Here is a 26,669-nt window from a genome sequence, read left to right on the forward strand (position 1 = left end):
ATCATGCAGAAAAAAATAATCTGTTTTCTAATAATACTGATAAATGTACTGTTGCTAACAGGCTGTGACCCCGAGCAGGTTAATTTTTCGGGTAAAACGATGGGAACCTCTTACTCAATCAAATATGTGAGTGATCCGTCAGCACCCGCACCTGAGTTATTAAAGCAGGAAATTGATCGCCAACTGGAGCGGGTCAATGATCAGATGTCAACTTACCGCCAGAGTTCTGAGTTAAGTCGTTTTAATCAAAGTAGGCAGGTAAACACCGCTTTTCCGGTGTCTGCGGCAACAGCGAAGGTGGTACGTGAGGCGATTCGCATCAATCGTATTACTGAAGGTGCTTTGGATGTCACCGTAGGCCCGCTCGTTAACCTCTGGGGTTTTGGCCCTGAAGGGCGACCAGATAAAGTGCCTACGGAGGTTGAACTGGAAAACCGCCGTGCATGGGTTGGCATCGATAAATTGGCAGTAGAACAGAAAAAAGACGCATTGATCAAAACTATCCCTGAACTTTATGTTGATCTTTCGGGTATCGCTAAGGGTTATGGTGTTGATGTGATTGCTGATTATTTAGAAGCCAATAACATTCATCATTATATGGTGGATATTGGTGGTGAAATTCGCACCAGTGGCAATAATGGCAAGGATCAGCCTTGGCGCATTGCGATCGAGAAACCTAATGCAGGTGCCAGTGGGCAAAGTGTACAAGAAATCATTGAACCGGGTGTTATGTCGATTGCGACCTCTGGTGATTATCGCAATTATTTTGAAGAGAAAGGTGTGCGTTATTCTCACACCATCGACCCCACTACGGGTCAGCCAATCAACCATCGGTTGGTATCGATAACGGTATTGGATCCGAGCTGTATGACGGCTGATGGATTATCTACTGGATTAGATGTGATGGGGCCACAGCGTGGTATGGAATTGGCAAATTTACTGAATATTCCGGTATTTATGATCGTTAAAACTGATAATGGATTTGAAGAGCGTTATTCAACGGCTTTTAAGCCTTATCTAGGAAAAAAACGCTGACGTTGCTGATCCCTTAAGATGCCGAACAGGCTCGAGGGATTTTGCGTTTAGGAGAAAAATTAATGCTGACACTATTTATCGTATCCTTTATTTTTTTTCTGTTAATCACAGCCGGGATGTCGTTAGGATATTTAGTCAACCGTAAAAGTTTACAAGGCAGTTGTGGTGGTATGACTCAGTTAGGCATGGAGAAAGTCTGTGATTGCCCTGAACCTTGTGATATCCGCAAAAAAAAATGGGTTCAGGCCGCTGCACGTGAAAAAAAATTGGCCCAGTATCGTATTTTGTAAGAGCCTGTTCCAAATCTTTTTCGCTGTGCTCAGACGAGGAAAAAACGGGCGGGAAAGCACAGTTTACCTTTTGTATACAACAAAAAGGAATAAATGAGCATTTTGAGCGCGTTTTTGACGAATTACTTGACCCAAACACGGCGAGCACAAGAAATTTTGAACACGAACAGGCTCTAAGTAACTTAAATGTGGACGTTCATTTGATCAACAGCAGCACAAAAAATATCTTAAGAAGTGCGACGCCTTCCGCTTTTACACTTTATGATCTTCATAGTCATACGACGGCATCCGATGGTTTATTGACACCAACAGAATTGGTTATGCGTGCTGCCTCAATGGGTGTCGATGTATTAGCTATCACTGATCATGATACGACTGCTGGATTAACCGAAGCCGAGGTGGCAATTAAACAGCAGAAATTGCCACTACGGTTGATTCATGGGGTAGAAATTTCTACTTTATGGCAACACCATGAAATACACGTTGTTGCTTTGGGGATCGATATCTCTCATCCTAGCATGTGTAAGCTGTTAGTTGCACAAGCGAAACGGCGTTCTCAACGAGCTCAAGCGATCGGCGTTCTTTTGGAAAAAGCACATATCCCTAATGCCTGGCAGGGCGCGCAGTGTTTGGCGAATGGCGGACAGATCACGCGTAGCCATTTTGCTCGTTATTTGGTAAAGCAGGGGAGGGTAGCCAATGTTGCACAGGTGTTTAAAAAATATTTGGTAAAGGGTAAGACCGGCTATGTGCCCCTGAGTGGTGTACTATAGAAGAAGCCATTGATGTTATTACACAATCGGGGGGACAAGCGGTGTTGGCGCACCCTGGGTGTTATCCTCTTTCGAGCAAATGGTTAAAACGGTTATTCGCTCATTTTGCTGAACAGGGTGGCGATGGTGTAGAGGTAGCACAATGTCAACAAACCCCTGATGAGCGTGCCTTGTTGGGGCGATATGCGCGAACTTATAGTTTATTAGCTTCGCAAGGATCTGATTTTCATCAGCCCTGTGCTTGGATCGAACTGGGACGTAAATTGTGGCTACCTTCAGGAGTGGAACCCATATGGCGTGATTGGGCGAGTGATGTAAAGTCCAATATAAAATAGAAATAATGAGGTATGTCATGAGTCAGTACTTTCGTATTCACGTAGAAAACCCGCAATTACGTTTGATCAAGCTTTGTGTTGATGTCTTACAGAAAGGAGGAGTGATTGTTTACCCGACAGATTCTGGTTACGCGTTAGGTTGTCGGTTGGAAGAAAAAAATGCAATGGGGCGTATTTGCCGTATTCGGCAACTCGACAGTAGTCATAATTTTACGCTGGTATGCCGTGATTTATCCGTACTGGCTACTTATGCACAGGTTGATAATAGAGCCTTTAGATTAATAAAGAATAATATACCGGGTAACTATACTTTTATTTTAGTAGCGACGAAGGAAGTCCCACGGCGTTTGATGAATGATAAACGAAAAACCATTGGTTTACGGGTATTATCTAACCCGATTGCCCTGGCATTAATGGATAAATTGCAAGAACCTTTGATGTCGACCACCTTGATGTTACCGGGTAACGATTTTGCTGAATCTGATCCAGAAAAAATCAAAGAAACGCTGAGCAAACAGGTAGATTTAATTATTGATGGTGGTGTCTTGGGTCAGCAGCCAACCACGGTGATTGATATGACTGAGTCTATCCCAACAGTGATCCGAGAAGGATCTGGCGATTTGTCTCCTTTTAGCTAGTAGCTAGTCGATCTGTTAAACAGTAGACTTCTTTCGAAATACAGATCATACAGTAGGTTTCGAAAGAGGTTTAATGATTATCAATGCAAAACAGATAAATAAATGTAGAATGGCACGCTAGATAATTTTATCCCCCGACGCCTGTGAAGGTGACATAGAGGTTGCTCAATGAGCGAAAAGTTACAAAAAGTGTTAGCGCGAGCCGGTCACGGTTCCCGTCGTGAAATTGAAAGCATCATCGAGCAAGGCCGTGTTAGCGTTGATGGTAAGGTGGCTAAACTGGGTGATCGCGTCTACGTTCGTCAGTCGACAAAAATTCGTTTAGATGGTCGAGTGCTATCGATCACTGAATCGCAAGAAACGGTATGCCGCGTTCTTGCTTATTACAAACCTGAGGGTGAATTATGCACCCGCCATGATCCTAAAGCACGACCAACGGTGTTCGATCGGCTGCCTAAATTACGCGGTTCGCGTTGGGTTGCGGTGGGGCGTTTGGATATTAATACTTCGGGTCTACTGCTGTTTACTACTGATGGTGAGTTAGCCAATCGTTTGATGCATCCAAGTCACGAAGTTGAGCGTGAATACGCAGTACGGGTTTTTGGTCAAATTGGTGATGATACAATCAAGCAGTTAGGGCAAGGTGTACAGTTAGAAGAGGGACTTGCCTGCTTCCGTGCCATCAGTTTTCAGGGAGGTGAAGGGCTGAATCAGTGGTATAACGTTACTTTGACGGAGGGGCGTAATCGCGAAGTGCGCCGTCTTTGGGAGGCAGTAGCGGTTCAGGTAAGCCGTCTGATCCGTATTCGTTACGGTAGTATACTTTTACCTAAAAATTTGCCACGTGGGGGGTGGACGGAGCTTGATCTGCAAGCCATCAACTACTTGCGCGAATCAGTAGGTTTGCAGGTTGAAACCCTGAGTAAATTGCCGATTGAGAGTGAGCGCCGCCCGATGAAAGCCGGTCAAATCCGCCGCTCAGTGAAACGCCATGCGCTATTCAGCGGAAAAACAGCCGCCAGTAAGAGTGGGCGGATAACTCAGAGGGTAGGGCGTCACGGATCATCGCCGAGAAGTTCCAATCGTCAAAATGTCGGCACACACTAAAATAAAACAAGGCAGTAGTTATGGAATTCATGTCTATGTACGGGCTTTTTCTTGCCAAAATAGTGACTATTGCTGCCGCTGTAGGCACGCTGATATTCGTTGTGTTTAGTTTTGGGCAGCGCAATTCTGAGCATCGAGGCAAACTGAGCCTGATTGATTTAGGTGAGCAATACAAGGAAATGCAGCGTGAGATGCAGTTATCACGGATGTCCGACGTGGAACAAAAAAATTGGCATAAAGAATTTAAAAAAAAGCAAAAAGCTGAGCAAAAATTAAAAAAACAACAGGCTAAATCAGGCACGATGGTGGCGGCAAAACCCTGTTTGTATGTATTAGATTTCGATGGAAGTGTTGACGCGCATGAGGTCACCTCACTAAGAGAGGAAATCTCTGCTGTACTGGCAGTAGCGAAAGTAGAAGATCAGGTATTGTTGCGGCTGGAAAGCGCGGGGGTGTGGTACATGGCTACGGTTTGGCGGCTTCACAATTGACACGTTTACGTCATGCCAATATTCGTCTGACGGTGGTTGTCGATAAGATTGCTGCCAGCGGCGGTTATATGATGGCCTGTGTCGCCGATCGCATCGTATCCGCCCCTTTTGCTATTATTGGCTCTATCGGTGTGGTGGCACAGATCCCTAATTTTCATCGATTGTTGCAAAAAAACAACGTTGATATTGAACTGCATACCGCCGGTGAATTTAAACGTACCTTAACGCTATTGGGTGAAAATACAGAGCAAGGGCGAGAAAAATTCCGTGAAGAATTAAATGAAACCCATTTATTATTCAAGCAGTTTGTACAACAGCAGCGCCCGTCTCTCGATATTGATGCTGTCGCTACTGGTGAACATTGGTTTGGTACTCAGGCTAAAGAAAAGGGGCTGGTAGACGCTATTGGAACCAGTGATGATTTGTTGATATCTGAAATGGATAAATATGAAGTCTTCGGTGTAGTTTATAAACATCGCAAGCGGTTAATTGATCGAATTACTGAAAGCATCACGCAAAGCGCTGATCGTTTGTTGTTACGTTGGTGGCAGCGTAGTGGAAAGCCGTTGATGTAAGAAACGGGATCTTTCCAGAATGCAGAGTCCGGGCGGATAAAAGCCTAGGTATTACGGTAAATAATTGAAGGTAATTATGGGTAAAGCTCTCGTAATAGTTGAGTCCCCGGCAAAAGCCAAAACTATTAATAAGTATTTAGGCAATAGCTATGTAGTTAAGTCCAGCGTTGGTCATATTCGTGATTTGCCGACCGGTGGATCAAGCAGAAAAAAAAATACGGATTTGGCTGAAAAAAAAGCGTCAAAAAAGGATCAGCCGAAGAAAAAAGTTAAAAAAGATGAAAAAATAGCGTTAGTTAACCGGATGGGGATCGATCCTTATCATGGCTGGCAAGCGCAATACGAAATTTTACCCGGTAAGGAAAAGGTGGTTGCTGAACTGAAATCGTTAGCGGCAAAAGCGGACCACATTTATCTTGCGACCGATCTTGACCGCGAAGGAGAGGCTATTGCCTGGCATCTGCGTGAGGTTATTGGTGGCGATGACAAACGTTTTAGTCGCGTGGTGTTTAACGAGATTACTCAGAATGCGATCGGACAGGCTTTTGAGCAGCCTGGAGAGTTAAACATTCATCGTATCAACGCCCAGCAAGCCCGTCGTTTTATGGATAGGGTCGTAGGCTATATGGTTTCACCGTTATTGTGGAAAAAAATTGCCCGTGGTCTGTCTGCCGGACGGGTGCAATCTGTTGCCGTACGTCTGGTGGTTGAACGTGAAAGTGATATTAAAGCCTTTGTCCCGGTAGAATATTGGGATCTTCATGCAGAATTGTTAACGCAAAGTGGCGTTATCCTCCAAATGGAAGTCACTCACGCGCAGGATCACGCATTCAAACCTATTAATGCTGAACAGACACATGTCGCAGTAACATTACTAGAAAATGCTCAATATAAGGTGTTGGAGCGGGAAGATAAACCCACTAGCAGTAAACCTAGTGCTCCTTTTATTACCTCGACGCTACAGCAGGCTGCCAGTACTCGCTTAGGTTTTGGGGTAAAAAAAACCATGATGATGGCGCAACGGTTGTATGAAGCGGGTTACATCACTTATATGCGTACCGATTCCACCAATTTGAGTCAAGATGCTTTGACGATGGTGCGAGATTATATCCATGCTAACTTTGGTGAGCGTTATCTGCCATCTTCCGTTAATCAATATAATAACAAGGAAAATTCTCAGGAAGCCCACGAAGCCATCCGCCCATCGGATGTTAATGTATTGGCGGAACAATTAACGGATATGGAAGGGGATGCACAGAAGCTGTATCAACTGATTTGGCGTCAATTTGTTGCTTGTCAAATGAGCATTGCCCTGTATGACTCGACCACACTCATTGTTCAAGCGGTAGATTATCGGCTGCGAGCCAAGGGGAGAACGTTGCGTTTTGATGGATGGACTAAAGTGATGCCCGCGTTGCGTAAAGGTGATGAAGATCGTACTTTACCCGTGGTGGATGTCGGCAGTGTATTAGACTTAAAAAAATTGCGGCCAAATCAGCATTTTACTAAACCGCCGTCACGCTACAATGAAGCTTCCTTGGTAAGAGAGCTGGAAAAAAGGGGGATTGGTCGTCCTTCAACTTATGCTTCCATTATTTCTACCATTCAGGAACGTGGCTACGTCCGAGTCGATAGCCGTCGTTTCTATGCCGAAAAAATGGGTGAAATCGTTACCGATCGGTTAGAAGCGAATTTTCACGAATTGATGAATTATGATTTCACGGCACGGATGGAAAATAGACTGGATCAGATTGCCAGTAATCAGGCGGAATGGAAAACAGTGCTTGATGCGTTTTTTAGCGAATTCAGTGCGCAGCTGGCGGAGGCAGAAAAGGATCCAGAAGAAGGCGGTATGCGTCCGAACGCCATAGTGTTGACTCAGATTACGTGCCCGACATGTAGCCGCCAGATGGGGATCCGTACCGCCAGTACCGGTGTATTTTTAGGGTGTTCAGGCTATGCATTGCTGCCGAAAGAGCGTTGTAAAACGACAATCAACTTGGTCCCTGAAACCGAGATCCTCAATGTTCAGGAAGGGGAACATGCTGAAACCAATGCGTTACGTGCACGCCGTCGTTGCCAAAAATGTGCCACGGCAATGGACAGTTACCTTATCGATACAGAACATAAACTGCATGTTTGTGGTAATAATCCTGTGTGTGAGGGTTATGAAATTGAAGAGGGTGAGTTCCGTATTAAAGGTTACGAGGGCCCTATTGTTGAATGTGAAAAATGTGGCGCGGAAATGCACCTGAAAGTAGGTCGTTTCGGTAAATACATGGGTTGCACCGGTGATGGGTGTAAAAATACCCGTAAGATTTTACGCAGTGGTGAAGTGGCGCCGCCGAAAGAAGCACCGATCCCTCTGCCGGAGTTGCTCTGTGAAAAATCAAATGCTTATTTCGTACTCCGTGATGGTGCTGTCGGTGTATTTTTATCTGCTAATACGTTTCCTAAATCGCGGGAAACCCGAGCACCACGGGTAGAAGAGTTGGTGCGATTTAAACATCTCTTACCAGAAAAATTGCGTTATCTGGCCGATGCCCCGGTGAGCGATAAAGAAGGGAATAAGACTTTGGTCCGTTTTAGCCGTAAGACAAAACAGCAATATATTTCATCTGAGAAAGCGGGTAAAGCAACCTCTTGGTCGGCTTTCTATATTGATGGCAAATGGGTTGAGGGTAAAAATAGGTAAGGGATTGAGGACAGGATGGTATGAAATTGCAGCAACTGCGTTACATTGTTGAGGTGGTTAAGCACAACTTGAATGTGTCATCTACTGCCGAAGGTTTATACACCTCGCAACCGGGTATCAGTAAACAAATCAGAATGCTGGAGGATGAACTAGGGATTTTGATTTTTGCCCGTAGTGGTAAGCATTTAACGCAGGTAACGACAGCTGGACAAGAAGTGATTGCCATTGCCCGTGAAGTACTGTCGAAAATAGAAGCGATCAAATCGGTTGCCAAGGAACATACCTGTCCTGATCAGGGTTCACTTTGTATTGCAACGACCTATACTCAAGCTCGCTATGCTTTGCCAGAGGTGATTAAAGGTTTTATCCAGCGTTACCCCCGCGTGTCTTTACATATGCATCAGGGATCACCTACTCAGATTGCTGAAGCCGTTGCTAAGGGTGATGCTGATTTTGCCATTGCCACGGAAGCGCTACATTTGTACGATGATTTGATTATGCTGCCCTGCTATCACTGGAATAGAGGGGTCGTCGTCAGACGAGATCATCCGTTAGCGGGGAAAAAAAATATTGAAATTGAAGAACTGGCGGCCTATCCGATAGTCACTTACACTTTCGGGTTTACTGGGCGTTCTGTGCTGGATAAGGCATTTAATCTTGCCGAATTGACCCCACGTATTGTGCTTACGGCGACGGATGCGGATGTGATTAAAACCTATGTGCGCCTCGGTCTTGGTGTGGGTGTGATTGCTAATATGTCGGTGGATCCGTTACAAGATGCTGATTTGGTGACTGTTGATGCCCAAAATATATTTACTTGCAGTACCACTAAAATTGGTTTTCGCCGCAGTCTCTTCCTGCGTGGTTATATGTACGATTTTATTCAGCGTTTTGCACCACATTTAACCCCTGATCTGGTTGATAGCGTGTTGACATTACGTTCCAATGAAGACATAGAAGCGGTGTTTAGGGATATGACATTACCGGTGAAATGAAGTTAAAAATGCCTCATTTAGAATGATGATGTACCTCTCCTTCTCATCGAAAGAGAGGCCATTGGGGTTAAATCACTGCATTAGATGTGGCTAGCGGTTGTTGGCGAGGGGCAGCAGAGAATAACATTGATTCTGATGCCGCTTGCATCGAGGCTTCTGTAGGCATTGCCGCTATTGCCTGTGTCAGGTACTGATAGCCAACACTGTCGCTAGAGCAGGGTGCTGTTCGCTGTTGAATATCCTTACGGGTAAGCTCGCGTTCTTGCACTTTAATTTTTACTGTGCCATCAGATGACGATCTGAATTGATCTTTGACCTGTACGCTGCCATCAACACGACCTTGACCATCGAGTATAAAAATGATCAGATCGTTTGCAATAGTTTTAAACAGAAAATTTTCTAGCGTAAAGTGGTGCCCCGAGAATTTCACGGTATTGGCACCGTTGCTGTCTCTGATAATGTCGTGGCCATCTCCTTTCCAATATAGATAAGTATCATCTCCTTCATGACCACGGAGATAATCATTCCCTTCACCTCCAACCAGCATGTCATCTCCTTTGCCAGCATAGAGTTGGTCATTTCCCTTGCCCCCTCCGAGTAAATCCTTGCCTTCACCACCGTCAAGTAAGTCGTTACCGGTTCCGCCATTGAGTTTATCATTGCCCTGACGACCATAAAGCTGATCGTTTCCTGATTGGCCATCAAGTTCGTCATCGCCAGCTCCACCGTCGATCCAGTCTCTTCCTGCTCCACCGTCGATCCAATCGATCCCCGCACCACCGGTTAATCGATCGTCGCCAGTCTTTCCTCGAATGCCGTGTATGCTGTTGTTTGTAGCAGTGAATTGTATGCAGGTATTTGCCTTCAATTGATCAACGGTATAAAACTTGCCGGCTATTTCGATGCTATCGATAACGTGATTATGGTAGCCATTACTTAGCGTGATGGCTTGAGTCTCATCATCGTCACCGTTGCTATCCAAAGCGGTGAAGATGATCTGTAAATCATGACCCATTCTGCGCGTGCGTATACTGCTTAGGCTGATATCACCGAATAGCTGTAGGCTATTTTTACCTGCATTATCATGGATGACATCATGACCGTCACCGAGCGTGTAACGGTAAGTGTCGTCTCCTTCGCCACCGTTAAGTTCATCGTCTCCCTGACCACCATCAAGCTGATCGTGACCTTGGTTACCGTATAGCTTATCACTGCCGGCACCACCTTTTAGGATGTCGTCGCCGGCGTTGCCTTCTAGAATGTTATCACCCTGTTCAAATGCGATGAAGTCATTACCTGCTCCACCTTGCACATGATACCCACCTTCGCTGAGATCACTGAATATGTCATTGCCAGCCAGTAAGTTTAGTTTTTTATCGATCAATGCTGTTTCATGGCGTATCAGGATAATATCATTTTGCTCTGTGGCAACCGCTTGTCCAACGGTAACCTGTTTTTGTGGATTGATAAGCAGCGGTTCAAAAGCGCCACCTTTACCCTGTAACAAGAGATGGCGATAACGTTCGGATAGCATAAAGTTGAGAATACGGATGGTCGGATAGATGCCCGGTGTTTGATAGTGACGTAGCTCAATATCGTCACCCTGTTGATCTATACAAGTTTCTTTGAGTGACCAGGGTAAGATCAACATATCCTGTGCCGCTACCTTGTCGGTGTTGTTGTGATCATCTTGGTTATCAATGATAACGTGGCGTGTACCACTGCCAATAAAATACTGATCCGCCCCTCCTTTACCTACCAGCGTATCGATACGGGTGCGGCTATTGTCTTCATCTCCTGCTGAGGGTGTTGTCGATAACCGGTTGTCTTTTTCATCTCCCTGTACTGCAGTGCTAAATTCTGTGCCGACTAGCGACAGTTGCAAAAAGTTTGGCAAAACAGTGGGCGCATTATTTTCATTATTACTGACAGATTGACCGTTAACCTTGACATCAATCCGTCCTAGACTTTCGCTTGTTTGTAATTCAACTTTGATTTGTTCTGGAGGAGCCGCCATCAAATGTACTCTACGGCTTTGGTCATGAGCAATCACATACTGTGCTTGTAACGGCGTCAGTGATGGCCAACTGGTGTCTGGGTTTTGGCTCAGTGTGGCTGGCCAGCCAGTAAGGCACAATCCATCATTTGTGTAGAGGACATAGTTATGTTGCAGGTTTTGTTGCTTACCGTCGGGACTAACAGCATACATATTACGCAACGTTAATCGAGTAATGTGACCGTTATCATTACGCAATGCCCACTCTACATCACCGTTTTGCAATGAGATATTATTGATAGCAGCGGCCTTATAATCCAGTATAATTTTACTTAATTCCTGCCTACTCGTGCTTTCCTCCAGTACCACGGAGACTTCTTCAGATCTCTGATGTTGCAAAATATGGTAGCTATCTATGCCTGTACCACCAATGGCAAGCCCTTCTTGTAATGTCAATCTATCATTACCGCCGTTTCCACGTAGTACATCATAACCGCCCATACCATTTAACTGATTATCAGCGTCGTCGCCGACCAGGGTGTCATCTGTTTCACGGTGTCCGTAAGCATGTTCGATATTGTGCAAGTTGGTAATGACCTTTTTGCTTTTTCTATAGCGGGCTACCCTTTCAACCAGATTGATGTCATATCCTTCTCCATTTTTCAATGCGGCGGCACCTATCACCCTATCGTCTGTATCTGTTGATAACGTGCCGGTTTCCGTTGGTTCCATGCCGCCATTAAGTACACTGGCGTCGCGTTCATCATCAGGTGCAGGTTGCCCCATTAATAAAAAGCTGTCTGCCAATCGACCACCAGTAAATTGTTTTGGTCCAATGCCCACTTCGAAGACATTTTTTTGTGTCGTTTGGCCTGTCACGGTATCCTTGCCACCACCCAAACTAAACCAGGCTACCGTTTCTTTGATGAGTGTGCTAGTCAGGCTATGGGCGTTGATCACACCGGCCTTATTGAGTGATAACAGCTGGTTCTGACCATTTTCATCTTGACCGATACCCAATGTATGTTGTTCGCCTCGTATTGCTAATCTGTTCGGGCGTGTTCTGCCTGTTTCATTACTCCCGGTATCTGTGTGCGGAGAACCAAATGTGCCGTCTTTTTTTCCCTCAGCCAGGGTGTAACGGCCGTTAGCCTGGATAACCATTAAATCAGCGAAACCGTCGTTATTCATGTCACCTAGCTGTACTTGCGCCGTATTAAAATCCCGAGCCAGCTGAGTGATCCCTGCATGTTGTTGTTCTGCCAGTGCGACAAAAGGGTTTCTTCGATTTCCGGTACCTAACAGGGTATACAGTTTTCCTTCTGCGGTCAGTGAGACAATATCGCCGTAGCCATCACCATTGATATCGCCGGCAACACGATGGGTATATTGAGAGACTGCAGGTTGTGCTATGGCTAACTCCGAGAATGGGAGTACATGAGGCTGATCAAATTCACCGGTCTTCTTGCCATAACTGATGTTGATACCATCCAGTCGGTTTACGTTGTGAACCCCGGATTTGATTATGTTGCGGGTAAAGGAGACTAAATCAGCATGGCCATCTTGATCGATGTCAACCAATACGGGAACTGCATCGATATTGATTGAGGGGGGAACGGGCACACCTTGTGGGAATGTTTCAATAAAACGGCCGTTTTCTTTTGCCAGCAAAATACGCGTAGGATATTGGCTCTCGATGAGGATAACGATATCGTCTTGTTTATCACCGTCGATATCTCCTACCAAGGTGCGTACGGTCAAACCACTTATTAAGCGGATCTCTGCGATATGCTGCCGTTCAGTATAACGACCTTGCTTATCAGACAGTAATAAATAAAAGCCTTGAGTAGAGAGATAACCGATATCACGAGCACCATCCCCGTTGAAGTCTCCCATTACTGTACGATAATCATTTTGCAGCGGATTTAAGCATGCCAACTCTCTTTTCAGCGCCGCGTGTTCGTCTTCTGTTCCATTGATAAAGTGACCTACCTGTCTGAATGCACCAATAAATGACTTTTGTAGCACAGATCCTGGCATTTTTACGCCACTACTAACGATATCGTCCGTTTCTTGCCAGCTATAAGTAAAATAAGTGTACTTACTGTTGACAACCGTAGGTCCTTCTTTGAAGGTGAGATCTACCATAGGCGCAGAATGTTTTGTTATGTATCTGGCCGCTTCAGCGTGCATTGTTTTTGTAGGGTCCTCTGTGAGGGGAATATGATCCCGTATACTGTGTTCGTTATCCGCCAAGTCTTTCGCGACGATTTTTTTGTAATGGTGTTTGATTAACTTTGGCTTACCTAAGCTTAGGTAAAGGGTTTCAATGTTGATATTCGCGTTGAGTAGCTTGCGCGCCTCCTCTTCTCGCTGTGTTTTGATGGTTTTTTCTGCTTCCTGTTCTGTTTGGTGACGTGTCAACGAATTGGCAACATGGGGATCTTGATGTTGATTCCAAAAGGCGAGCCAACCGCTACGGAGAGTCTGCCAATCGGTTAAAGGAACCACTTTTTTGATGTCTTCCACCTCACGAACGGCAGAATAAATCCCACCAGCAAGTAATAATGCTGCCCCAATGACCAAGCCGACAGGTCCGGCCACGCTGGCTGTGGTGCCACCGATGGCAAAAGCGACAGGTACGCCGATACTAACCAGTGCACCGGCGACTGAAAGTGAACCGTTTACCAGCAAATCTTGACGAAGTTTTGGGTCAGTGGTGACAGCCAGCTGCGTGAATGCACGATAAGCCTGGTAGATATCAAAGCCACTGGAAAGCACCCCGAGAACCGGTCCACCAAAGCGCGCCAGTTGTAACTTAAAGCCGGAGCGCATGCCGAGTTGAGCCAGACGGCTGCTCCATAGACCGAAACCTTCTTGTATCAAATCAATTGCGATGTTGCTGGTCAGGGAAAACAGCGCTAGATTTTTTTCAAAGGTGAGGTATTCTCTCTGTTCTACACTCAGGTGGTCATTTTTCAGCAAGGCATCATATTTTGCTATGTCTCTTAGCGCTCGCAGATAACCGTAACCTTGCATTGTACGGCCGACATGGCCACTGATACGATTGAGTTTTGTCCAACCTGTGGTGATTGGTACATTTTTCACTGCCGTTCCGAGCGTCGGCTCGATCTGTAGTGTTGCTCTTATTTGCGTTGTTTTATGTGGATCAACAGGGATAGGAATAGTATGCACAGTTTCGTCGAGCGGGATCAGAGTAACATATTGATCAATAATTCTTAATTGCTCAAGTGCACTGGTGGCAGCAGTCGCGTGATGACTTGGTGCTAATAGACTTTCGGTATTTCCCTTAACCATGATTTGTTGCTTCAAAAAACGCACTGCCTGTTGGGTCGCTGTATCGGTGTAATCGGCCTGATGCAAGTAGCGAGAGAGTTTTTTTACATCAAAATGCAATTGGTCCGCGAGTTCCGATGGAGTAAGCTGAGTAAGATGAGCCACAGAAAAAGGTTTACCTTTTATTCTTGCCCCCATTTTCCCTAATATGCGGACGGAAATCGCAACATTGCTGAGGGTCATATTTCCCGCTGTTGCCAGTCGCTGCGACTCACTTTTAAAATCATCCAACAAGGTTTTCAGCTGTGCTAATGTGCTGAAGCGTTTGCGGGCAGCCGCTATATCCACTTTATATAACACCGGAACAGACGGATTATCCACTGTTTGCATCGGGCTATTATTCAGATGAGCCTGGTAAGTTTGCAAGGCGGCATGAAGTGTCTGCTGGTTCTGGTTGGTATCGGAACCACGGATACGTATCGCGCCAGCATTAGGATCGTACAAATCGAAAGTACGTGATCCTGTTTCATCTTGGCTAATAGAAAGTGTCAGTGCATGTTGGCCGATTTTTAATAAATAATTTCCCTCAGCAACCTCAGTATAGGTCGTCGGTAATGCCTGTCGGGTAAAAATATCGGGGGATCTGTCAGGAGTGGATCGCAAAGCATCAAACAGTAAGCGGAATTTTTGTACCTGAAGGGTATCATTGTCAGAAAGTGGGCCATCGGTGTGATGTTCATTAATCTCAGCGTAAGTATTCAGTCCATTAAGATAATGCTGGCTTACATTTTCTCCTTGCGTACGACTATGTAACCAGCCCAGTGCGGCTGCGGTTGCCGATGCGTGCGCTTGTGGGCTATTGTCACCAATAAACAATGCCTGTGGGGCAAGATCGATTTTAATGCCATTGATGCCATCGGTTATCTCCTGCCATGCGGTAATACTGTGGACTTGGTGGTTATTCCAAGCCTGCGTCTTTTCCAACGCCGTTTGTCCACTCAATGCCGACAGCTGCCGATGCACCCCTCGCAATTGTAGCAGCTGTTCGGCTTCGTTACGCCACAATCTATAATCCTGCTCATGGGTAATAAGTTGATGTACTCGTTCTTCGTTTAGATCCCCGTCGGGATAATGGAAAAAATCTGCCAGGTCGTGCTGTTGCTGGGCATTGAGTGCATCAAGTTGTATCTGTTGAGAGGTTAGATCGTTGACAATCGTCATCACTCGTTGTAGACGGACAGCAAAATCGTTCTGAGTCTCGTTCTGAATCGTGGGAAAATAGTTGTTTTGTTTAGCATCAAGCGTAAGACTCAGTCTCACAGCGCTGGCTCGGTTGTCTTCTGTATCTGCTGACATACGGTGTTTATGGCCGACGCCTTGTGCACTCTCCTTCCTGCTGATCTTTATTTCGGCGGAGTAAGCGACGAGGGTGGTTGGTTTTATACCCTGTTCAAGCAATTTGGGCACAAATTCAAATAAAAAGCCGCTGTTTTGATCATCATTGACCAGCGCACAACCCACAAGAATTAGCTTACTTATCGGACGATGGAGATGATATTGCGTGTTTAGCACACCCACCATTTGCCGCGTGACCTCCGCCAGTCCAGCAGCATTGTACTCTGCCAAGGTGCTATTATTGTGTGCATCATTCTCGCCACCACGACCATGACCGACAAACAGCAGATACAATTCGTTACCCAGCGTGTCTGGATCACCGTACACCAAACGCAATTTTCCTTGTACGTCACGCTGAAAGATGACAGATTCGTTTGGATGCTTACTCGCCAAATCGCCTGCTGATCGTTTGCTTTCAGCATCATTCTCCAATTGAATAATGATGCGACTTTTTTTACCTTCGCCAGCGGTATGGGTGTTGTCAATGTTCACTACCGGCTTTATCCAGTGGTCAACGTTTTCGCGTTTAGCCGAGCCGAGGGCGTTTAAGCCCTGATCAACGTGCTGGTAGTGGGGGTGTTGATAGTCACGAATGTTTTGTGTGGCATCTGGCTGAGTTATTTCGCTAATATCCAATAGCCTTAGACCCTTATGACGGGCTTTATAAAATAGCCGATCATAGATTTCTGATTTTTTACCTTGTAACGTTTCCTCTTCAAGATCAATGAGATCGTTATAAAAATGTTCGGCAAGATCAGCAACATTGACCGCTTCTTGACCTTCCGAGTCCACCAGCCATATGCGACTGGATGGGATCCCTGTAGTGCTGGGCACAGAAATGTAAACCTCGGCTGAAACAGTAAGATTGCCAGTCGTTGAATTTTTCGGATTGAGCACAACGTTATCGGCTACCGGAACAGCCTCTAAACCTCGTGTATCAATTAGGTAGACGAATTTTCCATAACCGTATCGTACAGCATCATGCTGATAAGAAGTACTTGCATAGAGTGTTGTGTCGGTAGTATGACGTTGTGCATGGTTGTCATCAAATGCCAACATTTTTTCATCTAGTGCTAATTTATAGGGAGTACGATGATCACCACGAAATACCCCGCTGATATCTGTTCTAAAAAAGGCCCGTTTTTGATTGGTTTGATAGCCTCTAGCAGCAGCATATGAGGTAATAAATTGATCACTAAAATCAAAAATTGCTCGGCGGTCATCTTCATAAACGCTTCCTTCGTTTGATTTTTGCAGCCTGGCGATAATCGGATCAGTGACAGCACGAAGATGATCAAATCGTTGCAGGTTGTTGGGATCCAGTGATGAAATTTTATACTGCTGTGCCCATGAAGGAAGGACTGCCGTATTTGTCAATTCAAAAACAAACTGCTGCCGTGCTTCGCCTGACAGATTGAAACTTTTCCACAGTGTTTCGATATCATTTTCTGTTGGATACAATATCCGTAACATTCTGAATGCTTGCTGTTTGCCTTTTTTTAAGGAGGAAAATTCTTCCTTCACTTTCTGCGCCCAATATTCGTTTTCTTGAGGAATAGCTAACGATACCCTGGGTGACTGTTGTCTTGTGGCGGCAACCTCTACAATTGTCCAGGTTGTTGGCAAATGATAACCGTTGCTATCCGTAGGACCCGGCCTGATCGAAGCCAGGCTGGTGCCATTCTGCTCGATAGCCTGTAACATAAGCTGATAATTGCTCAGGCGTGTTTCCACGAAATAATTAAACTGATTGAGAAATACTTCTGCTTGCGAATGCGAATAAGTGGGATCGATACGCTGAACCCAGCTGATCACATTTGACCATTGTGCCGACGTCATACCCAACTTTCCTGACGTCATCCTGTTTTCATGGCGGTTACGTTGTAACCGATGTGGGTTCTCCAGCGTACGCCTATGACCTTGTCGGTCAACATCAAGGGTAGTTCGATACGCTATCACTTTAATTGGCGTTTTTGTTGATTGTCCTGCTTGCCGACGGTTCAGTAATGTGTCAACTTGCGTTCTATAATCCTCAGATTCGATGTCACTGCTGGCCAGCCCACATCCCATCAAGACAATTTCATGGGGTACGACTCCCTGGATATGATAATTAATACTTAGCTTGTTACGAACCTGTTCTACGACCTGATACAACTCGAAGGGTGAGTACTCCGCTAACGATGTATGATTGTGATCATTTGTACCACCACGCCCATGACCGACTAAATGCCAACGTATATTACCGGCCAGTACAAATGGGTTACCATGCACCCAACGCAAATTTCCATGCTTATCACACTGAAATAATACGGATTTATCAGGATGTTTAGCTGCCAGATTGGCGGCTGCTTTCATACTTTCGGCATCATCTTCCAGTTGTAGGATAAGGATGCCGTCGAACCTTGTTTGACTGTTTCGTTCATGGGGGCTTACCTCTATTTTCTGCCAGCTTTCCACATTATTTCGTTTTGCCGGGCCTGATGTATGTAAGCCAACACTGGCAATACGCCTAGAAATATCATCAGGTTGGATCGACAGTTGATTATTGACGATTTGTAGTACAGGTAGCCTTAGGCGATGAGCAAGACCCGGTAAGAAGCGATCATATCCCGCACTTGATAACAAAAGGTGGCTATCACCAATAGCAATGAATTTTTCACCCACGGGTATCGATGTTAATTTTTCCTCTGCCAAAGTATTGGCTACACCCTGAATATAGGTTTCGGCGTAAGGCTGATAGGTTTGCCCCAAAGCAACCACTTTCAGCCCTTTTTGACAGGCGGCAATAAATAGGGTAGTCAAACCCTCCTTTTTCAATACGGATTTTAAATAGGGAGAGATTGGTTGTCTGGGATTGCGTCGGAAATGGTCAATAAATGTTTGGGTCACTTTGTCTAAAGGCAATCCAAGAATGGAAATACCCAATTCTTTAAGCGTATCCATGTGCTGAACAATAAAAGCAGTAGTGACGTAATCACTACGTTGATAACCATAATCACCATTATGACTGTTCATCAGCAGACCTTGGCGCTCTGCTAGTAAGAACGCCAACTGCTCTCGCACATTTGGCTGTTGAGTAAGTTGCTGATTCAGTCGATTCAGTGCTTCAGTTGAATACTGTTGATCCCAGATCGCCACGTCTGTATGGTAAATACTACGATACATCTTCTCTATTTGCGTTATTCGTGCTTTTTGTTCCCTACGTAAGTGGGCTTTATCACCGTAGGTGGCCAACATTCTACGTCGATGGTTTCGTATATCTCTGAAGAAGAAATTTCTGCGATTTTCGGGATTACGTTGATCACCAACAGAACGCAGCTCTAGCTTCGCTAACAAAGCATCAATAAATTTTCTGATTCTCGTTCTCTTTTTATTCAGGTGTATCGATCTTAATTTTTTTTAGTTCACCCTGTGCCTGTTCTTTCGATAGTGCCGTCTCAAAACCATTAAATTGTTCATCAAACGGGAAGTGGTAAATGGCCTTAAAGCCCAGATCCTCTTCATTCGGCACCTGACCATTAAAACCGTCTAGCCTAATTTCCCAAAAATTTCTGTGTAGAGAGAGAAAAAGGATTTGTTTTACGGAATTTTATTGGAACGTCGAAGTAAAGATCTTCTGCCATCCTGTTGAATATAAAATTCATGAAAAATAGTCGGGTAGCCGGTGTTTTTTGCAACAGGGCCTGATATACATCAGCTGCGAGCGCGGGTTGAATTTCTGTAAGCGCGAGCAGGTTTTCTTTCATCGAGTCGGGTGCCAGATTAGCAAAGAGTATATGATCGATTTGAGTCTGGAGTCTTGATATGACTGATACCATGTTGCTGGAAATATTGCCAAAGGGCCTATTCAGAGAAAAATTAACCTGATTTAGCAGGATAAAAGCGGTTTCGATCTGCTCACTACCTGTTGTTTCATGTAGCTTGGCCAGGGTAGCCTGGATACTTGCATACAATGGTAAGCTAAGTGGATTGACTTCGGTTCCTGAAATAGGGGATTGCAGTCCAGTAGTGGACATCACACCATAGCGAAACAAATCGGATAGAGTCAGCGCTGGGAGCATCTTGGCTAAATGTGCTTTATTCTGTTCGAGGATCTTGATGATGTCAGCAGATGAGGGCTGTTCGTGAGCTAAAGACCAGGCTCGATCATAAACACTGGTTTGTTGCTTTATGTGGTGGTAATAGTGTTCTATCGTTGCTGCCGACAGGGCTTCCACCATGGTGATATTTCCCTGCTTTATGGCGAGCATCAATGCGTTAGCTGAATCATCCTTAGCATGATGCTCTAACAACTTGCTTACCAGACGAGGATCCTCTGATAAAACAGCCTGTTCCAAGGCAGTGGTATTGGTTAGTAAATTTTTTTCGTTCGCATCCGCCCCGGTATCTAATAATGCTGTCAGTATCTGCAAGTTTTTATTTTGAATCGCGTAAAATAGCACATTGTGCCGACCTGCATCCTGATAATCTGACAATGGATGTTTTGCCAACAGCATAAGAACTAACCAGGTCAAATCTTTTCTTATTGCCACAAATAAAGGATTCTCAACATGACCATATTGACTCTGTTTTAAATCGAGCTCGGATTGTTGTAGCAATAACTCTATTGTTTGCCGATCTTCAGCTTCGCTGGCTAAGATAAATAACCGGCTAAGGTAATGAATCGGATAGGTTGTGACATTATTATGTATCGTATGTACCTTTATAAAGACAATGTTTAACAGCAGCGCATTGAGATTAATATCTTGAATAGGATGAGCTTTACTGTCAGTACCTTGATTATTGTGATGAGGCCAGCCATTGATGTAATAGTCTATATAAGCCGCTGCACCGGGATCATTTCGTTGCTTAAAAAAATCATACAGTGTCGTCACTGTCATCAATTGCCACAATATTGGCGGAAATGTAATCAATTCTTTATGGGTACTCTTCAAAAGAAGCGGTACGAATGGATTACTTTCTAATTGCTGGAACCACTCCAAGTGATCTCTAATATAGTTAACACTGGCATTAAACCCCCATTTATAAAAAACCTGAGTGGCTTGTTGGCAAGTCATGTGATGAAATAACTCAGTGGAAACCTGGGTAAATTGATGGGTCGGTAAGGTTAAAAGAGCCGGTACCAGTGGATTGCTATTGAGTTGTTGGAACCAATCAAAATTTTTGGTTGCATAAGCAACACCATACTCAACGCCCAATTTTGTAAAAAATTGAGTGGCTTGTTCGGTGGTCAAATGATGAAATAACTCACTGGAAATTGTCACCAGTCTATCGCGCGGTAAGGTTAAAAGAGCGGGTACCAGTGGATTACTCTCTAACTGCCGGAACCAGCTGAAATTCTTGATCACGTAGTCAATACTGCCTTGAACTCCCAATTTTTCTAGAAACTGAGTCAGTTCAGAAGGTGACATATGATGTAATAAATAAGTGGGCAGGTTAGCCGATGCGGTGGGAGGAAACTGTAAAATAATCGGTACCAATGGGTTGGTATCTAAGTTTTTAAACCAGTTATTGTGCGCTATCACGTAGTTAAGGCCACGTACATCGCCTAATTTTGCGAAAAATAATGCGATTTGCTGCCCGGTTGCGGCATGTAGGCGCTGAGGATTAATGTCGAATAATGCGGCATCTCCTGCATTGGCTTGCTCAATCATTCGTATCAATTGCTCAGGCGCGATCTGATTAATACGATTACCGATACTTTTAATCGTGGGCAGGATCACTTCACCTTCAATTTCCTGCCAAAATAGATCACCTATTCGCTGGAATGTCTTTCCCAGGCCATTATCCACGGTTTCGATCGACCAACTTGGCCAAATGGTGCTTGATCTGGCACGCGAGAGTTTTTTTGCCATTTCTATCTGTAATAAAAGGGGATCCTGTCGTAGCTGATATCCACCGTTATTCTCGATGAAAAGGGCAGATGTATCGAGATTTTTATAACCGGGTTTAAAACCTTCTTCCGGATCCTCTATATCCAGGCTCAGCCTAAGTTCATCTATTTTGTCGTAGTTAGCGAGCGCATCAGCCCCCAGTTTGCTCAGAAGAAAGCTCAGATGCGCGTTGGCTAATTCATAGGTAATACGATACGGTGTCAGCGCATTGATCAACTTTCGCTGACAACTTTCAACCCGTGTTTGGGTAACAGCATCCAGATTTCTATAGCGATCTTGACTGGCCGGCATGCCGAGTTGTTCATTGAAGCGATCTAAGAATGCATTAAAGGTGTGTACGTTATTGCCTATTCTTTTATAAACCATAAATTCTCTAAGGGTACTGTGCGCTATTTTTTCCCTTGTTTTATGCATGCTACTCAGTAAATCTGCACCAGGCGCGAACAGATTTGCACTGGCCCTTAAGATGTCTGAGATTGCACCATCAGCACAGTGTGCGATCCTGTCAGCCAACTCGTAAATTTCGGCTAATTTATGGGAAAGTGGATTTTCTTTGGTATTGGGGAGTGCCAATAGCCGAGCAATCTCCTCAATCACACTTTTCATTTGGTAATAGCGATGGCTGTTCTGATGATCACTGTCTGATATTTTCTTTTTAAATTCCTCAAAATTGTGGCTGACCAGAGTTTTGCCTGCTTGATCGTCAACATTGACCATATAAAATGCAATGATTTTATCAATAGCTTGATGGTATTGTGCCAAAAATTGAGGATACTCCTCCGATTCTTTAAAGCTGTTTACAGCAGCGCCAATGGCATCCCCAGTATTCGTCGCATCAGCAAGGTTTTCTCCTCCCATATAGTAGACTGGTGTGGGAACACTGATGCGAGCAGATGCACGATTCCTTTCTCTTTGCTGTTGCTCTAATCGAACTATGCTCAAGCCATTTTCCTGAATATTCCGCAACAGCTGCTCATAGTCATTGATTCGGGTATTTTCGGGAAAATTAAACAGGTCGAGGAAGGCTTCTGCTTGAGCGTGCGAATAGCCGGATTGAATATTTTGTACCCTTGTAATTAACGATACCCATTTTTTGGGAGGAATACCCATTCGGTTGGGATTGGCTGGGGTTGCTGTGACTGGCACGGTGTCTGCTTTAGGAGGCTCTGCAGAGAAGGGCGGTTGGGAAGATACGGGGACGTCGGTTTTTACTTTTTTCGCCGGTTGATCCTGCCGTTCTACGACGCTTGCTTCTACAATTGTCCAACTGTCAGACGTATGATGCCCATTATTTTCTAGGCCGGGATTGACTAAGGCGGGGCTAACGTGATTTTCTTCAATCCCTTGTAGCATCAATTGATAATCGTTAAATCGAGTCGTTCTGGCATAATTAAACTGATCGAGGAATACTTCTGCCTCGGCTGATGAGTAGCCTGGTTCAATGCGTTTAACCCACTGAACCAACCATGTCCACTGTTCTAAAGTAATACCTTCCCGATTGGCATTTGCCATGATAATCATCCTTAATTAGCTACGTGACATAAATTTTCTATTGCAATTAGGCGTCAAACGAAACCTTGAGAATCAGGATAATAACGTAAAATACTAAATTTGGGTATTCTCAATACACAGTGTAAATGGACAATGCCGACCCATAACGGGGATTCGGCATTGTCACAATTCGTTATTTACTTCAAGGAAGATTTGATGGCTAAATTATTATTTAGCCAGTTCTGCTGACACGGGATGTTGAATACTTCCCGGTTGGAATCAGTTATGCTGCTGGAGCCGCGTAATTTTTCTTATGTTTCTCTAGTAATTCGTGAATTTCAGCCAGAGATCTGTCGGCTTTAGCCACGTGGTCGATGCTCTCATCAGTTATCAATAATTCGGCTATTTTTTCAAATTCTTTTATTTTTTTCATAACACTCTCTATTTTTTTATCCTCGTTAGTGGCGATTATAAGAAGTTTTTGCCTTTCTTTTAGATCATTATCTATAATCGTTAGTTCTTTATCTATAGTCGTTAGTTTTTCATCTATGGTCGATGTATTTCTTGAAAGCTTGCTAGCTAGTAGCCTTTTTATTCTCTCTTCTGATCCTAGTTCTTCTAGTTTTTTATCTTCTTGTTCTATAGCTTCTAGTTGATTTTCTAGTTTCTTTTCTGATTCTATCTTTTTTTGTTCTATTTTTTTGCGGTTTTGTTCTATTTTTTGTATCTCTTCTGTAAAGCTTTTCTGTTTTGTTTGTATTGACGTTGAATGCTTTGTGGCATCATGTTTAATTTTTTCAAATCCATCCATAATAGTCTTTATTCTGTTACGCAAGCTGTTACCTAAGCTTAACTCTGTCAATCTAGTATTTACTTTGTTTTTAATACTATGTAATTTTTTATATTTTTCTTCATTTTCAGAGAATAATGTGCGAATTCTATCCAGGGATCTTTTTGCGTTAGCAATGTGCCTGTCGATGATGTCCTTAGACACGTCTTTTTTTTCATTCATAAATGATCGGGCTTTTTTTTCAGATTTTTCTATTTCTGTTTTAATATTCTCCATTTCTTTAACATTTCTAGTAATGCTTTCATGAATATTTTGCATTTCCTTTTTCTGGTCATCTATAGTCGATTCATCTTCTGAAAGATTTTTAGTGAGTATCTCTGCTTGTTTTTCTTCTATATATTCTTTCTTTTCTTCAATGATTTGCTGGTCTGTTTGTATTGACGTTAAATACATTCTAGCATTATGTTTAATGTTTTCAAATTCAGGGATGATTGGTCCTTCTACTGTCGGAGCAGATTTAATAACGTGATCCGGTGTCTCAGCCTGAAGAGGTGGCTGGCCAGATCTGGATAATCCACCAATAAGTGCATCAATAAGTTGTTCATTAGTATTAGCTGTCAGTGGCTCTGTTGCCTCTGACTCATTATCCCGGTTTGCAGATGCCCTATTTTCCAACAGAGTTTTCACTAGTTCAGGATAGCGTTTAACTTTTTCGAATGTTACTTCGCATTTACTAAAAAGCGGCATACCTATAATGTTATATAGACACGATTTATTAAATTGTTTATCATTATCGGGTGCCTTATCATTATCGGGTGCCTTATCGTAACAATGATCTATAGTTTTCATCAATGTCTTAAATATCTCTTTTTCATCTCCCTTCATATTTGTAATTGCTCTATTAAATATGACAGCTGATTCATTAGGTTTCTCTTCCATTTCCTCAAGTACTTCTTTTGTAATAGGTGACAATTTACCTATATAATCTTTGATCGTTGAAGATAAGATTAGCTTATCATATTCATCCACCTTTACTTCTCCTTTGTCTAAACGTCCCAAAAAATTTTTGAATGCATCTTGTGGTGGTGATTTTCTGAATAATCCAGCAGTATCTTTGTCTTCTACATGCTGTTTTACTCTGTCGCAAATTGCCTGCAAGTTTTTCTCCTCGGCAGGAGTAAGCTTGGTAGGTTGGGTAAGCTCTGTAGCCTTTGTAGCTACAGGCCCTGTAGAACCCGCAGGCTTTGTAGACGCTCTTAGAAAAAACACACACATCCTATTAAAGAATTTTTTTATCCCGGAAAACTTCGATTTTCGCTCTTTTGTAGAGGGGGTTTCAGTTGATTGCCCTCCAGCAATGAACTTACGAGATAATGCAGATACAGTTCCTTTCTCTTCATTAATTTTTGTATAAGAAGTGCCCACAATAGATGGTTTTCCTGTATTCCTACGAAAGGATTGTAGCCATGGCATAATTATTAACCTCGTTTGGTAATGTATATAATTCTAGTGACTCATATTCTAATGGGTTAGAAAGAGCAACAAGTATCAAAAAACGCTGATTAAATGGAGCGTAAGCCGCCTTTACTTATTTATACAAAACGGATTAAAAAAATAATCTATTTGTCATCTTCATGAATGACCGGCATTTTCTACCTGTCTTAACCAAATAATAACGCGTACGATTTCTTCTATTTCATCAAGACTGATAAAAGAATAACGTTTATGTGTTTTAAGGATACGGCGTGCTAAGGGAATATTTTGTATCACAGGAACACCCACTTTTTTGGCATAAGCCTTGACGGCTAATGCACGCTGATTGGTTTCCAAAACAGAAATCAAGGGTATGGAAGGGATATCGGGATCAGGGTTAAAATAAACGCCTACTGCAATATGGGTTGGGTTAGTAATGATCACGTTTGAGTTTTCAATATCCGATTTGACTTGATCAGAAAGCAATTCCATATGCAGTTCACGTCGTCTGCCTTTAATTTCAGGATTACCGTCCTGCTCTTTCATCTCGCGCTTCACTTCTTGCTTATCCATTTTCAGATCTTTGATATACAAAAAGAACTCTGCGAGCGCATCTAAAATTAAAATGATGATGATGCAAATAAGACAGGTAAATACCAGTGATTGTAATAACTCACGCCAAACGACGGTCATGTCATAGGGAGTGCCGTGTAATTGCTGGAACAACAGGCTTTTTTTGTTATTCCAGACAATTAAAGCAGAAACAAAAAAAGTAGTGAGATATAACAATGATTTAATTGCGTCCTTTGCAGTACGTAAACTGAATATTTTTTTGAATCCTTTCGCGGGGTTGACTGCGCCAAGATTAAGTTTTAAGGCTTTGGTCGCTATGACAAACCCTGTTTGTAATAATGTGGGTAAAGCAGAAACAAAAACGCAAAGCAAAATAATCGGTAGCAAGAGCTGTAGCCCGATAAATAACACTGCTGTCGCATAACGATGAATATCGTATTCAAAATTATGGGCAATCACCCATTGGAAAGCCCCCATCAGTTCAACTAATGAACCCATTGAAACTAAATATTGCACACCGCAGAGTATCAAACAAGCAATAATCAGATCTTTACTCTTAAATGATTGGCCTTTTTTCGCCGAATCTTTTAATTTTTTTTGCGTAGGTTTCTCTGTTTTATTGCCTGCCATATTATTTTTTATCCGACTATGAGTGCGTTTTACTGGGTGAGAGCCTATTCAAAATCTTCTTGGGCGACGCTCAGACGAGAAAAAAATGGGCGAAAAAGCGCAGTTACTCTTTATATATAACGCAAGAGAGTCAATGAGTATGTTGAGCGCGTTTTTGACGAATGACTTGATAAAAACACAGCGCGCACAAGAGATT

11 protein-coding genes and 2 pseudogenes are annotated in these 26,669 nt (G+C 43.6%); 8 read left to right on the plus strand and 5 right to left on the minus strand.

Annotation, left to right across the window (positions count from 1 at the left end; all coding sequences use genetic code 11):
• Positions 1 to 3: 3 nt before the first annotated feature.
• From CCS41_RS07230 to cysB, 8 genes and pseudogenes are all read left to right on the plus strand, one after another.
• A complete protein-coding gene (locus CCS41_RS07230) occupies positions 4 to 1,035 on the plus strand; it encodes an FAD:protein FMN transferase (protein ID WP_072549614.1) in 1,032 nt (343 codons plus the stop codon).
• 62 nt (positions 1,036 to 1,097) lie between these two features.
• The gene (nqrM, locus tag CCS41_RS07235) at positions 1,098 to 1,325 is read left to right on the plus strand and encodes a (Na+)-NQR maturation NqrM (protein ID WP_072549613.1); all 228 of its coding nucleotides are present in this window, start codon (positions 1,098 to 1,100) and stop codon (positions 1,323 to 1,325) included.
• A 188-nt stretch (positions 1,326 to 1,513) separates the two neighbouring features.
• Positions 1,514 to 2,433, plus strand: a pseudogene (rnm, locus tag CCS41_RS07240) (RNase RNM).
• 17 nt (positions 2,434 to 2,450) lie between these two features.
• Complete coding sequence (locus tag CCS41_RS07245; RefSeq protein ID WP_072549611.1) at positions 2,451 to 3,071, plus strand: L-threonylcarbamoyladenylate synthase; 621 nt, start codon at positions 2,451 to 2,453, stop codon at positions 3,069 to 3,071.
• Between the two features lie 168 nt (positions 3,072 to 3,239).
• On the plus strand, positions 3,240 to 4,178 hold the full coding sequence (gene rluB / locus CCS41_RS07250; RefSeq protein ID WP_072549610.1) for a 23S rRNA pseudouridine(2605) synthase RluB: 939 nt from the start codon (positions 3,240 to 3,242) through the stop codon (positions 4,176 to 4,178).
• Positions 4,179 to 4,198: 20 nt separating this feature from the next.
• Positions 4,199 to 5,244, plus strand: a pseudogene (gene sohB, locus CCS41_RS07255) (protease SohB).
• 76 nt (positions 5,245 to 5,320) lie between these two features.
• The gene (topA, locus tag CCS41_RS07260) at positions 5,321 to 7,939 is read left to right on the plus strand and encodes a type I DNA topoisomerase (protein ID WP_072549608.1); all 2,619 of its coding nucleotides are present in this window, start codon (positions 5,321 to 5,323) and stop codon (positions 7,937 to 7,939) included.
• A 20-nt stretch (positions 7,940 to 7,959) separates the two neighbouring features.
• Positions 7,960 to 8,934, plus strand: coding sequence for an HTH-type transcriptional regulator CysB (gene cysB / locus CCS41_RS07265; protein ID WP_072549607.1), 975 nt, complete (start codon positions 7,960 to 7,962; stop codon positions 8,932 to 8,934).
• Positions 8,935 to 9,001: 67 nt separating this feature from the next.
• Here the strand turns inward: cysB and CCS41_RS07270 are convergent, their stop codons facing one another.
• The 5 genes from CCS41_RS07270 to CCS41_RS07285 all read right to left on the minus strand — a co-directional run bounded on the left by CCS41_RS07270 (position 9,002) and on the right by CCS41_RS07285 (position 26,473).
• Positions 9,002 to 18,958 carry a C80 family cysteine peptidase gene (locus tag CCS41_RS07270; protein WP_119797447.1) on the minus strand — a complete coding sequence of 3,319 codons (9,957 nt, stop codon included), beginning with the start codon at positions 18,956 to 18,958 and terminating at the stop codon, positions 9,002 to 9,004.
• 34 nt (positions 18,959 to 18,992) lie between these two features.
• Positions 18,993 to 19,133, minus strand: a complete 141-nt coding sequence (locus CCS41_RS15635; RefSeq protein ID WP_162860027.1) for a hypothetical protein — start codon at positions 19,131 to 19,133, stop codon at positions 18,993 to 18,995.
• Between the two features lie 22 nt (positions 19,134 to 19,155).
• Positions 19,156 to 23,028 carry an ankyrin repeat domain-containing protein gene (locus CCS41_RS07275; protein WP_072549605.1) on the minus strand — a complete coding sequence of 1,291 codons (3,873 nt, stop codon included), beginning with the start codon at positions 23,026 to 23,028 and terminating at the stop codon, positions 19,156 to 19,158.
• 262 nt (positions 23,029 to 23,290) lie between these two features.
• Positions 23,291 to 25,270 carry a hypothetical protein gene (locus CCS41_RS07280; protein WP_072549604.1) on the minus strand — a complete coding sequence of 660 codons (1,980 nt, stop codon included), beginning with the start codon at positions 25,268 to 25,270 and terminating at the stop codon, positions 23,291 to 23,293.
• Positions 25,271 to 25,429: 159 nt separating this feature from the next.
• Positions 25,430 to 26,473 (minus strand): EscU/YscU/HrcU family type III secretion system export apparatus switch protein, encoded by a 1,044-nt coding sequence (locus CCS41_RS07285; RefSeq protein ID WP_072549603.1) that lies wholly within the window; start codon positions 26,471 to 26,473, stop codon positions 25,430 to 25,432.
• Positions 26,474 to 26,669: the final 196 nt, after the last annotated feature.

It is taken from the genome of Candidatus Fukatsuia symbiotica (assembly GCF_003122425.1).
Taxonomy (GTDB): domain Bacteria; phylum Pseudomonadota; class Gammaproteobacteria; order Enterobacterales; family Enterobacteriaceae; genus Fukatsuia; species Fukatsuia symbiotica.